Below are 11,667 nucleotides of genomic sequence, written 5' to 3'. Positions count from 1 at the left end.
CCAGGTGCCTGGTGGACTGCCTCTGCCGCAAGCTGTTGCGGTCGCGACGACAGGAAGGGCAGCAGTGAGCTGGTCAACGGAGGCGCTCGCATTCCTCGCGGGCCTGATCATCTCGACGGTGACCACTCCCGCCGGCGTGTCCGGCGCGGTATTCCTCCTTCCCGTGCAGGTCAGCATCCTCGGCGTCCCCAACCCGGCCGTCACCCCGACGAACCTGCTGTTCAACGTCGTCGCCGGCCCCGGAGCCCTCGTCCGGCACCGCCAAAGCGTGCATCTGCGCGGCAGGCTGACGCGTCTGCTGCTGGCCGGCACCGTGCCCGGCGTTGTGATCGGAGCCGTCATCCGCGTGTTCGCGGTGCCTGGTCCGCAGGTGTTCCGCCTCCTGGCCGCGGCCTTCCTCCTGCCCCTCGGCCTGTGGATCTGCGTCAGCACGCTGCACCCTCGCCCGCACCGCTCCGACACGCCACCGTCGCCGCGCGCGACCGTCGCTCTGGCGCTCGTGGTCGGCATCGTGGGCGGGATCTACGGGATCGGCGGCGGCTCGCTGCTCAGCCCGATCCTGGTCAGCCGCGGAGTCCCCGTCACCACCGCCGCCCCGGCCGCACTCGCATCGACCTTCGTCACCTCGCTCGTCGGCGCCGCCTCGTTCGCCGTGCTCGCGACGACCTCGACCGGCGACATCGCACCCGACTGGCTCGTCGGCTTGGCCTGCGGGCTCGGCGGGTTGCTCGGCGGCTATCTCGGCACCCGCCTGCAGCCCCGGTTACCCGAAACCGGGCTCCGCCTCCTGCTCGGCATCCTCGCCATGAGCATCGGCGCGCTCTACGTCATCGAAGCCACGCTCGCCTGATCCGACGGGTGAGGTGCGCAGCTGATCAGGCGTTCGGCGTTTCGACCACAACGGTGGTCGCTTTGATCACCGCGACGGCCGGCGACCCGGGTTCGAGGCCGAGTTCCTTGACCGCCTCCGTGCTCATCAGGGAGACCACGCGGTCGCGGCCGCACTGTATCTCGACCTGGGCCATGACCTTGTCGGCGACGATCGACGTGACCAGCCCGACCATGCGGTTACGCGCCGAGCTCCCCACCGAGGTCGGATCAGGCGCGGACTCGCCCTGAAGGCGAGCGAACTCGGCTAGTTCCGCACCGTCGATCACGGACCGGTTGACCTTGTCCTTGGTCGCGGTGAGCGTTCCGGCGTCGATGTGGCGCCGGATGGTGTCATCGCTGACGCCGAGCAGCCTCGCTGCCTCGGAGATCCGGTACTGCGACACCTCGGCAGCATAAACGGGTGACTCCACGACACGGAATTTCCGAAGCGACAGAGAGCCATCGCGCCGCCCGAAACGGGGTGGGTTTACGAGCCCGGCGGCACACGTCCTGAGGTCACCACGGCACGGGGCCGTCCTCGTTGAGGAACGTCCCGGTCGGCGCCGCGGCGCCCTGAGCGACCAGGTCGAGGACCACGCGCGCGCGGGCCGACCCGGTGGCGCCGCGGCTGATCGGCTGACTCCTGTCGGTGCCGGCCGGCACACTGCTGCCGTGCTGACCGCTGTGGGTGTCGCGATCATCGCGGCCGTCGCGTCGCTGGCGGGCGTGACGCTGGGGGCTTTCGTGGAGCCGGTGAAGCTGCGCGCGGCCCGGCGCGCGCGGTTGCTGCAGGACCGCGCCGACCGTTGTGCGGGGTTGATCGAGGCCGCGACGCGGGCGCGCCAGCACGTGGTCGACCTCAACGTGATCCACCGGCGGCAGAAGCTGGGCGAGGCCGACGAAGGCGACGTCGCGCGCGAAGCCGAGTACGAGGACGCGTACTACACGGCGCGGGCGCAGATGCGGGCTTTCTACGGCCTGCTCGTGATGAGCGGTCCCGACGACCTCGTCGCCCAGGCCCGCAAGCTGCGGCACAAGGACATGCTGCTGCACCACACCCGCTTCGAGCTCGACGCCGGCGGTGCGTTCAACCGGCCGGTGCTGCCTCCGCCGGTCGCCGCCGCGGCCAGCGACCTCGACCACGCGATCGAGGCCTTCGCGGCGGTCGCCCGGCGGCACACGTCCTGAGATCACCAGGGCACGGGGCCGTCCTCGTTGAGGAACGCCCCGGTCGGCGCCGCGGCGCCCTGCGCGACCAGGTCGAGGACCACGCGCGCGCCCTGTTCGGCGGTGCGGGGGCCGGTGTGGCCGTTGAGGTCGGAGGCGATGAAGCCGGGGGTGACGGCGTTGACGCGCAAGTGCGCATACGCGGGGTCGGCGCGGAAGGTGGTCGCGTAGCGGATGGTGAGCATGACGAGCGCGGTTTTCGACGACGAGTAGGCGATGGTGTCCGTCGCGGCCGCGAACTGCGAGCCCTCGGCGGTGGTGAGGGCGAGTGAAGCGGAGGTGCTGGCGACGTTGACCACGTGCGGAGCTTCCGCGGCTCGCAGGAGGCCCAGCATCCGGTGGGTGACGGCGGCGACGCTGAAGAGGTTCGTTTCGTAGGCGCGGCGAAGGTGGTCCGCGGTCAGCTCGGCGGGTTCGACGGAGAAGCGGGCGCCGGCGTTGTTGACGAGGACGTCGAGCTTGCCGTGGCGGGTTTCGAGGTGGCGGGCGACGTCGTCGATGTCCGCTGCGGACGTCACGTCGAGCCGGACCGGCGTCACGGCCAGGCCTTCGGCGTGGAGTTCGGCGGCGGTCTTCTCGCCGAGGGCGAGGTCGCGGCTGCCGAGCAGGACGGTGGCGCCCCGGCGGGCCAGACCGCGGGCGATTTCGCGGCCCAGACCCTTGTTGGCGCCGCTCACGAGGGCTGTGATCATGACTGCCAGCGTCGTCGCAGGGCTCGACCGTCACCAGGCCGCGACAGGGCCACCCACGGTTAACCTGGGCAGATGAACGCCATCGGCGAGTTCCTGCGCGCCCGGCGGGCGCTGGTCAGCCCCGCCGACGTCGGCCTGCCCGACGACGGCCCGAGACGCGTGCCGGGCCTGCGGCGCGAGGAGCTGGCCGCGGTGGCGGGCGTGAGCGTGGACTACTACGTGCGCCTCGAGCAGGGCCGCGACCGGCACCCGTCGCCCCAGGTGCTCGACGCGCTGGCCCGCGCGCTCCACCTGGGCGACGACGGCGCCGCCCACCTCCACCGGCTCGCTTCGCCACCCCGGATCACCGGCGGGGAGCTGCCGGCGGGCGTGCGCGAGCTGGTCGAGCTCGGTGGCGCGCCGGCGCTCGCGTGGGGACGGCGGATGGACGTGCTCGCCGCCAGCCCGCTCGCCGTCGCGCTGGCGCCGATGTACCGGCCGGGCACGAATCTCGCCCGCGCGTTTTTCCTCGACCCCTCGGTGCGTTCGCTGCATCCGGATTGGGCCACGATGGCCCTCAACGTGACGGCGATGCTCCGTGCTCGGACGGCATTGCGCGATCCGGCGCTGGACGCTCTCGTTGCCGAGCTGCTGGCCGCCAGCCAGGACTTCGCCCGCTTGTGGCCTCGCCACGACGTGCGCACGAACGCCGCGCCGCGCAAGGTTTTCCGCCACCCGGTGGTGGGCGAGTTGTCGTTGGGGCGGCAGGTGCTGACGGTGCCGGGCGGGGAGTGGGATGTGCTGATCTACCACGCCGAACCGGGCAGCCGTTCTGCCCACGCGTTGGCCCGGCTGGCTTAGCTTTCGGCCGGTGGCCGTGAGTTGTCGCCTGGCTAGGAGTTGGCGGAGCCGACTGCCACGCCGAGCCGGGCGGTCCGTTCGGCCCGGCGCCCTCGCGGTTGGCATGGTTTTCCGGCCGGCCCGCCCGCCATCGAGCGGTCGTTGATGCGCCAAGTGCCCAGCGCGCCGGGCCTGCGCGCGCGGTTTAGCTTTCCGGCCAGTCCTTCGACGCCGCCTTCTCCTCGCCGATCGTCGTGCCCTCGCCGTGGCCGGTGCGGACGGAAGTGGCGTCCGGGAGGGAGAAAAGGCGTTCGCGGATGGACTTGACGATGGTGGGGTAGTCCGAATAGGACCGTCCGGTGGCGCCGGGACCGCCGTGGAACAGGGTGTCGCCCGTGAAGAGGACGGACAGCTCCGGGGCGTGGAGGCAGACGGCGCCGGGGGCGTGGCCCGGCGTGTGGATCACCTTGAGGTCGGTGCCGGCGACGGTGATGGTCTGGCCGTCGGCGAGGTCGCCGTCCGGGGCGCGGTCCGGGTGCGTCAGGTTCCAGACGACGCGGTCGGCCGGATGCAGCAGGATCGGCGCGCCGGTGCGCTCGGCGAGTGCGGGCGCGGCGTTGACGTGGTCGTTGTGGGCGTGGGTGCAGACGATGGCGCGCAGCGCGCGATCCCCGACCACGTCCGCGATGGCGTCGGCGTTGTGCGCCGCGTCGATCACGATCACCTCCGAGTCGTCGCCGACGATCCACACGTTGTTGTCCACTTCCCAGCTGCCGCCGTCGAGCTCGAACACGCCCGACGTGACCAGGTTCTGCACTATCGCCGTCATGGTCTGCAGACCCTAGTGCCCACGCGCCCGTCCAGCTGACATACCGCCGGTATCTACTTTCGGGTAGACTTACTGTCGGTAAGTTAGCCGCGAAGACGGGAGCGCCCATGACCGCCGCTCGGGATCTGCTGGCCGAACCCCTCAAACTGCGCTGCGGCGCCGTGTTGCCGCACCGCCTGGGGAAATCGGCGCTGAGTGAGCAGCTCGGCGACCGGCGCAACGCCCCGACGCGCGAGCTCGCCGAGCTGTATCGCACGTGGGCGCACGGCGGAGCGGGCCTGCTCGTGACCGGCAATGTGATGGTCGACCCCGCAGCCCTCGGCGAACCTCGCAACGTCGCGCTGCCCGCCGTCCCCGATCCCGCCGCGTACGAGCCGTGGGCACGCAGCGTGGCCGGCACCGACGCGCAGCTGTGGGTGCAGCTCAACCACCCCGGCCGGCAGAGCCCGCGATTCCTTTCACGCCAACCGGTTGCGCCGTCGGCGGTGCCGTTCGGCAACCGCGGCGTCCGGACGGCGTTCGCGGCGCCGCGGGCGCTGACCGGCGACGAGATCGAGACGATCGTGGACCGCTTCGCGTTGGCTGCGCGGACTTTCGTCGACGCCGGGTTCACCGGCGTGCAACTGCACGGCGCCCACGGTTACCTGATCTCGCAGTTCCTCTCCCCGCTCACGAACCTTCGCGACGACGAGTGGGGCCGCGACCGCAGCCGCTTCCTGCTGGAGCTCGTGCGCCGCGTGCGCGCGGCGGTCGGCGACGGCGTGCCCGTGTCGGTGAAGCTCAACAGCGCCGACTTCCAGCGCGGCGGCTTCGACGAGGACGAGTCGCTGCGTGTGGTCCGCGCGCTGAGCGACGCGGGCATCGACCTGCTCGAGATTTCGGGCGGTACCTACGAAAAAGCCGTGATGATGGGCTCCGGTCGCGAGAGCACCGCGCGGCGCGAGGCGTACTTCCTCGACTACGCGGCCAAAGCGCGGCAGGTGAGCGACGTCGCGCTGATGGTCACCGGCGGCTTCACCACGCCCGCCGGGATGGCCGAAGCGTTGCAGTCAGGGGCCTTGGACGTGATCGGGCTGGGCCGGCCGCTGACCGTCGACCCGGATCTGCCGGCGCGGTTGCTCGCCGGCGACGACGCGCGCGCGGAACGGCTGTGCCCGCGCACCGGGATCCGCCTGGCCGACAGCCTGCTCGAAGTCCAGTGGCACACGCAGCAGCTGCACCGCTTGGCCGCGGGCAAACCGGCGGATCGCAGCCGCGGCTCGTGGCGCGCGCTGGTGCACACGGGGATCAACGATCCGCTGAACGCGTTTCGGCGGGTGCGTGCGTGAGCCAGCCGTCGAGGACCTTCGCGACGCTCGCCAGCGCGACGAACAGCACGGCGATGAGCACGCAGTTCACGGCCACACGGCCGTAACCGAGCTCGGCGGCGTCGACGAACGGGTACGGGTAGAAGCCGCCCTGCGCGCCACGGACCAGCGTGAACGCCAGCCACGCCAGGGGCCAGCACGCTGACCACGCGACCGTGCGCCACCGCAGGATGCGCGGCGACGCGACGAGGAACCCGAGCACCGCGATGATCGGCGACACGGTGTGCAGCATGACGTCGGCGAACAGGGCCGCGCCGCTCAGATCGAGCAGCCCCGACAGCGCGACGTGGTAGACGACGCCGGTCACCGCGATGCCGACCAGCGCGTCGAGCCACAGCACGCGCAGCAGCCCGTTGGCCCGCGCGCCGGCCACGAACGCGACGGAAGCCAGCAGCACCAGCACGTTCGATTCGATGGTGAAGTACGCGAACATGTTGGCGACGCGCGCGCCCGCCGAGGCGTAGCGGCCTGGTGTTCCGGCGCTCACGAAGCCCTGTGTGACGAGGCCGATCAGCACAACGAGGGCCGTCACCCCGAACCAGATCCGGGTCAGTCGCGTCGGTGGCATGCGGTGAGATTACGGTTCCGGCCTGCTCGGACCCAGCCGAAACGACCCGGTGTCACCCCGTCGGGGTGCTCAGGCGGGCGGCTCGCGCAGGCGTTCCGTGACCGTGCGGAGGGTGTGCAGCTCCGCGGCGGACAGCCGGGAGGTCACGAGCCGGCGGACGCCGTCGAAGTGGGTGTCCATCGCCGTGGCGAGGAGCGCCTCGCCGGTCTCGGTCAGCTGCGCGTCGACGGCTTGCTGACCGGGCTGCGACACGCGGGCCACGAGGCCGCGGCTGCGGAGCCGGCTGATCAGCTTGGTCACCCCGCCTCGGCTGACCAGCAGTTTCTCCGCGAGATCCTTCATGCGGCACCGGCCGCCGGGCTGGAGCCACAGCTGGTAGAGCGTGTCGAACTCGGCGACCGACAGGTCGTGGTCCGCGCGCAGTTCGGCGTCGAGTACGCCGAGCACGCGTGCTTCCAGTTCGAGCAGCCCGCGCCAGGCGAGCAGCTCGTCCTCCGAGAGGTGGGGCACCGGGCGTTCCCCGTGCGTCGCGGTCACGTACCCACCGTAACCGAGCGTGCGCGCGTTGGGCTGTCAGGGTCCTTTGCGGTAATCTCGTTGACGTGGAAACAAGATTGCGCGTACTGTCATTCTCACATTGCCGGGAACAGTGAGAGGAATCGTCATGGGGATTCGGACGACCGGGTGTCACCACATGGCTTTCGTGACCAATGACATGGAAGAAACCGTGAAGTTCTACAATGGGGTGCTCGGGTTTCCCATTGTCGTGACGCTGCAATTGCCGGACCCGGACCCGTTCCCCGGTGCGGTGCCGGGGAATCTCGCCGGCAGCAGGCATTATTTCTTCCGCATCAGCGAGCAGGACACGATCGCGTTCTTCGAGTTCAAGGACGTCGAGATCGCCGCGGACAACTCGTTGCTCGGGGCGGGAAACCACCTCGCGATCACGGTGCCTTCCGAGGGTGAACTGCAGCACGCGAAATCGGTGCTGGAGGAGAACGGGATCAAGGTCAACAGTGAACTCGACCACGGGTTCTGTCACTCGATCTACTTCGAGGACCCGGTGAACAAGATCGCCCTGGAGTTCGCCACGTGGCAGCACCCGTGCGACGTCGCGCAGCCCTTCCTGCAGGACCCCGAACCGGTGCCGGCGGCGCTGGCCGCGATCGGCTCGGACGTCTACGGACAGCACCTGCTGCAGTACACGCCGGACGGCCACGGTGGCGCGGACCGCTGACCCCGTCCGCCGGTCCCGGGACGCCGCGCCCGAGCAGAACCTGGTGTGGGGCAGCGGATCCCTGCGAGAACTCCCGGAGGTCGCCGACGCCCTGGGTTGTCACCGCGTGCTCGCGGTGGCCTCCCGGTCGGCGGACCCGGTCGTCGCCCGGCTGCCGGGTCTGCTCGGCGGGCGCTACCTCGGCCGGTGGTCGGACGTGCCCGCGCACGTGCCGGCCCACCAGGCCAACCTCGCCGTCGGCTCGGCGCAGGAAACGCACGCCGACGCGGTCCTGGCCATCGGCGGCGGCTCGGCGATCGGGCTGGGCAAGATCGTTTCGCTCGCGCTGCGGCTGCCGCTGATCGCGGTCCCGACCACCTTCTCCGGCGCGGAGCGCACATCGCGCTACTTCGTCACCACCGCCCGCGGCAAGGAAACGGGGACGTCCGGCCACGCACTGCCCCGCGCGGTGCTCTACGACCCCGACCTCGTCGCGGGGCTGCCCCGCGAGGTGGTGGCGAGCAGTGGCATCACCGCCGTCGCACACTGCCTGGAGGTCCTGTGCCGTCCCGCGAGCGAGGAAGCGCTGGCGTCGGCTCGCGAAGGTCTGCTTCTGCTGTGGAGCAGCCTCGCCCCGCTCGCGGCCGGTGACCTCGCGACGTGCCAAGACGCGCTGGCCGGCGCCGCCCTGGCGGGCCACGCACTGCACGAGCTGGGCCGGGCCGGTGTGGTGCACCGGGTGTGCGACCTGGTGTCCACGCGGCACGGGCTCGGGTACGGCCGTTTGCACGCGCTGTTTCTTCCGCTCGTGCTGCGGGCGTACGGCGAGGCCGCCGCCGGGGCGCGCGCGGCGCTGGCGGAGCTGCGACCCGGGGTGCCGGCCGAACAGGCGGTGGCCGAGCTCACGGTGACGATGGGGCTGACCGCGGAGGTCGACCCACGGCGGGTTGCGGGTGAGTTGGGCCTTGGCGGTGCGGAGCTTCGGCTGATGCTGGGGGAGTTGTCCGTAGCTGCGGATCGGGCCGAGGCGGAGGTTTTCGAGCGGCTGGTCGCGGGTTGCTGAATTGCCTCGGCAAGCACGACGAAGGGCGCGGCCCGTAGGCCGCGCCCTTCGTCGTGGTTGTTCAGGGCCGCGTCAGCGAAGCGCCTTCACCAAGGCGGGGACGAAGACCGAGGCGTCGACCGTGCCCCAGCCGCTGGCGATGTCGAAGCCGGGGGTGGCGGTGAAGCCCTCGACGCCGTCCTGGCTGTTGTCGCCGGTGGTGACGTCGACGATGCCGGCCTTGGCGCCCTTCGGGCCGAGCTTTTCGTAGAGGGCGGGGTTGATCTGGCCGAGCTTGCCGTGGTTGGCCTGCACCGCCAGGGCGAGCACGCCGGCGAACAGCGGTGCCGACTGCGAAGTGCCCTGCACGCCTTCCATGCTGATGTCCGGGAACGAGCGCATCTTGCTGCCGGTGATCTTCTTGACGCTGTCCTGCCACGCCGGGCGCGCGTAGGCCTTCGACAGGCCCGCGCCTTCGCCGAAGCCGTTGTCGGCCACGTTCACCAGGTCGTCCGGCTTCGTGCGGGTGCCGGTGGAGTCGAGGTGCAGCTGCGTGCCGCCGAGGGTGGTCACGCGCGGGTCGCTGGCCGGCCAGCTCGCCACGCGGTACGGGTAGTTGCCCGGGCCCTGCAGGAAGCCGCCGGTCGGGCCGTCGTCACCCGAGGAGGCGACCATCGTGATGCCCGCCTTGCTCGCGCGTTCCAGCGCCGGGTCGAGCGTCTTGATGGACTGGAACGACGGGAAGTTCTCCTCCGTGGTGCCGAAGCTCATCGAGATCACGTCGGTGAGCTTGTGCTTCGTGAGGTAGTCGACGGCGTTCATCATCTCGGGCAGCCCGGTGAAGCCCTGCGTCTCGGCGACCGGCGTCGCGGCGACGATGATCTTCGCGTTGGGCGCCATCGCGTGCATCATCGTGACGTCGAGGTCGGTCTCGCCGCCCCAGGACTCGCAAGTCGCCGTGTCGACGCCCGGGTCGGTGCACGCCGGGACCGAGCCCGACGGCTGGAGCACCTCGACGTTGGCCGGCGGCAGACCGTGGCGCTGGGAGTACTCGTCGAGCACCTGCTTCACCTGGTCGTCGCCGAACGACACCAGCGTGGTGACGGTGGCGCCCGCTCCCGTGATGCCCTGGTTCCACAGCTTCGTGGCGTTGTACGCGACGCTTTCCCTGGGCAGCGCGGACATCGCGGCGTCGAGCTTCGCGACGCGGTCGGCCACCGTGCGCGCGCCGATGAACGACTTCGCCGCCGCCGAGAAGTGGTGCAGCGCGGGAGCCGGCGCGTTCGTGGCCGCGCCGGCCGGAGCCGCGACGGCCGTGACGGCCAGCGCGACACCCGCGAGCAAGGTCATCGGCCGGACGGCGGACCGAACCCGAAAAGTCATGTCGTCTCCCCAGTGGTGAGCGATGCGGTACAGCCCACTCTCATGCATCGCCGGAGGGCACAACATCGACTTTCGTCTGGCCTTTCGGCCTCGGCCGGGCGAATTGGCCGGTGGTGTCCGGATGTCATTCGGCCCGATCACCCCGCAGCAGGCCGCGCACGGTGTCGATCGTGTCGGCGTCGGCAGCTTCCTTGTCCGGCCGGTACCGCACCACACGCGCGAACCGCAGCGCCAGCCCGCCGGGATACCGCGTGCTGATCTGCGCCCCGTCGAGCTCGATCTCCACGACCACCTCGGGCCGCACGTACACGGTGTAGCTGTCGCGGTGGGTCTCGATCTCCTGGAACCGCTTCGTCTGCCACGCCAGCAGCTCGTCGGTCATGCCCTTGAACGTCTTGCCCACCATGATCGGCGGCCCACCGTCCGGGTCGCGCGCGCCGAGGTGCAGGTTGGACAGCGTGCCCGTGCGCCGCCCGTGCCCCCACTCCACCGCGAGCACGACCAGGTCGATGGTGTGCACCGGCTTCACTTTCAGCCACGCCCGGCCTCGGCGCCCCGCCGCGTACGGCGACGCCAGGTCCTTCACCATCACGCCCTCGTGGCCGCCCGCCATCGCCGCGTCGAGCACTGCCGCGGCGTCGGCCGGCTCCACCTCGCCGGGGATCACGTGCTCGCCCGCGACCTTCCGCAGCGCCGCGTTGCGTTCCGACAGCGGCGCGTCGAGCAGGTCCACGCCGTCGAGGTGCAGGCAGTCGAAGAAGTACGGCCGCAGCAGCAGCGCCCGCACCTGTTCCTCCCGCGTGCTGCCGAAGCGGCTCATCGTCTCCTGGAACGGCCTCGGCCGGCCGTCGTCGGTGAGCGCGAGCGTCTCTCCGTCGAGCACCACCGACTCGCACGGCAGCGCCCGCACCAGGTCCACCAGCTCGGAGACGCTGGACGTGATCTCCCGCAACGTGCGCGTGTAGACGTGCACTTCCTCGCCGGAGCGGTGCACCTGGATTCGCGCACCGTCCATTTTGTACTCGACGATCGCGTGCTCGTGTTCCGCCACCGCCTCGTCGAGCGATTCCGCGGGCGACGCGAGCATCGGCTTGATCGGGCGCCCCAGCGTGAGCCGGAACTCGGCCAGCCGCGCCGCGCCGCCGGTCATCGCCGCATAGCCGGTGACGGAAAGCTTGCCGGACAACATGAACGCCCGCCGCACGTCCTCGGCGCCGACCTCGGCCGCCGCGGCGACGGCGTCGACCATCACGCCCTCCAGCGCCCCCTGCCGCAGCTCTCCGGTGACCAGCCGGAAGAGAAACTCCTGCTCGCCTCGAGTGAGCCGCTTGAACAACGCCGTGAGCACCTCCGCGCGCCGCTTCACCGACCCTGCCCCCGAAGCCGCCGCGACCTCCGTGAGCGCCTCGTCGACCTCCCGCACCTCAACGCTCGGCTCCGGGGCCGGCTCGACGGCCAGCTCCGCGAGCGTGCGCCACCCCGCGCCCAGCCGGTCCTGCGCCGTCTGCCCCGTGAGGTACGCGATCACGGCCGGCAGCTCGGTCGTCTCGGCGGCGCGCAGCACCGCGGCGAGGGTGGCGATCTTCGCCTTCCTCGACCGGGTGGCCGCCAGCTCGGCGGACGCGGTGACGATCTGGGTGAGCAGCACCCGACC

The 11,667-nt window shown here is 71.1% G+C and carries 14 protein-coding genes; 6 read left to right on the top strand and 8 right to left on the bottom strand.

What is annotated here, in order from left to right:
* Positions 1–64 precede the first annotated feature (64 nt).
* On the top strand, positions 65–850 hold the full coding sequence (locus tag AB0H62_RS43530; protein ID WP_360592188.1) for a sulfite exporter TauE/SafE family protein: 786 nt from the start codon (positions 65–67) through the stop codon (positions 848–850).
* A gap of 25 nt (positions 851–875) precedes the next feature.
* Here the strand turns inward: AB0H62_RS43530 and AB0H62_RS43525 are convergent, their stop codons facing one another.
* The gene (locus AB0H62_RS43525) at positions 876–1,274 is read right to left on the bottom strand and encodes a TOBE domain-containing protein (RefSeq protein WP_220244108.1); all 399 of its coding nucleotides are present in this window, start codon (positions 1,272–1,274) and stop codon (positions 876–878) included.
* A gap of 112 nt (positions 1,275–1,386) precedes the next feature.
* Positions 1,387–1,533: a hypothetical protein gene (locus AB0H62_RS43520; protein WP_360592187.1), complete on the bottom strand. Its 147-nt coding sequence runs from the start codon at positions 1,531–1,533 to the stop codon at positions 1,387–1,389.
* A 9-nt stretch (positions 1,534–1,542) separates the two neighbouring features.
* Here AB0H62_RS43520 and AB0H62_RS43515 point away from each other — a divergent pair, with 9 nt between their 5' ends.
* Entirely contained in the window at positions 1,543–2,058 is a 516-nt protein-coding gene (locus AB0H62_RS43515; RefSeq protein ID WP_220244106.1) for a hypothetical protein, read from the top strand.
* A 2-nt stretch (positions 2,059–2,060) separates the two neighbouring features.
* Here AB0H62_RS43515 and AB0H62_RS43510 read toward each other — a convergent pair whose 3' ends face one another.
* Positions 2,061–2,789, bottom strand: a complete 729-nt coding sequence (locus AB0H62_RS43510; RefSeq protein WP_220244105.1) for an SDR family NAD(P)-dependent oxidoreductase — start codon at positions 2,787–2,789, stop codon at positions 2,061–2,063.
* Positions 2,790–2,861: 72 nt separating this feature from the next.
* Between AB0H62_RS43510 and AB0H62_RS43505 the strand changes: the two genes are divergently transcribed.
* Positions 2,862–3,629, top strand: a complete 768-nt coding sequence (locus AB0H62_RS43505) for a helix-turn-helix transcriptional regulator (RefSeq protein ID WP_220244104.1) — start codon at positions 2,862–2,864, stop codon at positions 3,627–3,629.
* Positions 3,630–3,813: 184 nt separating this feature from the next.
* Here AB0H62_RS43505 and AB0H62_RS43500 read toward each other — a convergent pair whose 3' ends face one another.
* The gene (locus tag AB0H62_RS43500; protein WP_220244103.1) at positions 3,814–4,437 is read right to left on the bottom strand and encodes an MBL fold metallo-hydrolase; all 624 of its coding nucleotides are present in this window, start codon (positions 4,435–4,437) and stop codon (positions 3,814–3,816) included.
* A gap of 107 nt (positions 4,438–4,544) precedes the next feature.
* Between AB0H62_RS43500 and AB0H62_RS43495 the strand changes: the two genes are divergently transcribed.
* On the top strand, positions 4,545–5,765 hold the full coding sequence (locus tag AB0H62_RS43495) for an NADH:flavin oxidoreductase/NADH oxidase family protein (RefSeq protein WP_360592186.1): 1,221 nt from the start codon (positions 4,545–4,547) through the stop codon (positions 5,763–5,765).
* On the opposite strand, the gene AB0H62_RS43490 is transcribed toward AB0H62_RS43495, so the two are convergent.
* Positions 5,725–6,372: a Pr6Pr family membrane protein gene (locus AB0H62_RS43490; protein WP_220244102.1), complete on the bottom strand. Its 648-nt coding sequence runs from the start codon at positions 6,370–6,372 to the stop codon at positions 5,725–5,727. The two genes, AB0H62_RS43495 and AB0H62_RS43490, sit on opposite strands and share 41 nt — an antisense overlap.
* A 69-nt stretch (positions 6,373–6,441) precedes the next feature.
* The gene (locus AB0H62_RS43485; protein ID WP_360592185.1) at positions 6,442–6,909 is read right to left on the bottom strand and encodes a MarR family transcriptional regulator; all 468 of its coding nucleotides are present in this window, start codon (positions 6,907–6,909) and stop codon (positions 6,442–6,444) included.
* A 127-nt stretch (positions 6,910–7,036) separates the two neighbouring features.
* On the opposite strand from AB0H62_RS43485, the gene AB0H62_RS43480 reads away from it, so the two are divergent.
* Both AB0H62_RS43480 and AB0H62_RS43475 read left to right on the top strand, forming a co-directional pair.
* The gene (locus AB0H62_RS43480) at positions 7,037–7,609 is read left to right on the top strand and encodes a VOC family protein (protein ID WP_360592184.1); all 573 of its coding nucleotides are present in this window, start codon (positions 7,037–7,039) and stop codon (positions 7,607–7,609) included.
* Complete coding sequence (locus tag AB0H62_RS43475; protein ID WP_360592183.1) at positions 7,593–8,651, top strand: iron-containing alcohol dehydrogenase; 1,059 nt, start codon at positions 7,593–7,595, stop codon at positions 8,649–8,651. Before AB0H62_RS43480 ends, AB0H62_RS43475 begins: the two co-directional genes overlap by 17 nt.
* 72 nt (positions 8,652–8,723) lie before the next feature.
* Here the strand turns inward: AB0H62_RS43475 and AB0H62_RS43470 are convergent, their stop codons facing one another.
* Positions 8,724–10,013: a S53 family peptidase gene (locus AB0H62_RS43470; RefSeq protein ID WP_360592182.1), complete on the bottom strand. Its 1,290-nt coding sequence runs from the start codon at positions 10,011–10,013 to the stop codon at positions 8,724–8,726.
* Between the two features lie 124 nt (positions 10,014–10,137).
* Positions 10,138–11,661, bottom strand: coding sequence for an ATP-dependent DNA ligase (locus tag AB0H62_RS43465; RefSeq protein WP_360592181.1), 1,524 nt, complete (start codon positions 11,659–11,661; stop codon positions 10,138–10,140).
* Between the last annotated feature and the right edge of the window lie 6 nt (positions 11,662–11,667).

Source organism: Amycolatopsis sp. NPDC050768, assembly GCF_040654155.1.
Classification (GTDB): Bacteria; Actinomycetota; Actinomycetes; order Mycobacteriales; family Pseudonocardiaceae; genus Amycolatopsis.
The sequence above is the reverse complement of the archived record's forward strand: the minus strand, read 5'-3'. Positions and strand labels throughout refer to the sequence as shown.

Coding starts and splice junctions, on each gene's coding strand:
- AB0H62_RS43510 (WP_220244105.1), bottom strand. CDS start 2,789: ATGATCACAGCCCTCGTGAGCGGCGCCAACAAGGGTCTGGGCCGCGAA.
- AB0H62_RS43505 (WP_220244104.1), top strand. CDS start 2,862: ATGAACGCCATCGGCGAGTTCCTGCGCGCCCGGCGGGCGCTGGTCAGC.
- AB0H62_RS43500 (WP_220244103.1), bottom strand. CDS start 4,437: ATGACGGCGATAGTGCAGAACCTGGTCACGTCGGGCGTGTTCGAGCTC.
- AB0H62_RS43495 (WP_360592186.1), top strand. CDS start 4,545: ATGACCGCCGCTCGGGATCTGCTGGCCGAACCCCTCAAACTGCGCTGC.
- AB0H62_RS43490 (WP_220244102.1), bottom strand. CDS start 6,372: ATGCCACCGACGCGACTGACCCGGATCTGGTTCGGGGTGACGGCCCTC.
- AB0H62_RS43480 (WP_360592184.1), top strand. CDS start 7,037: ATGGGGATTCGGACGACCGGGTGTCACCACATGGCTTTCGTGACCAAT.
- AB0H62_RS43470 (WP_360592182.1), bottom strand. CDS start 10,013: ATGACTTTTCGGGTTCGGTCCGCCGTCCGGCCGATGACCTTGCTCGCG.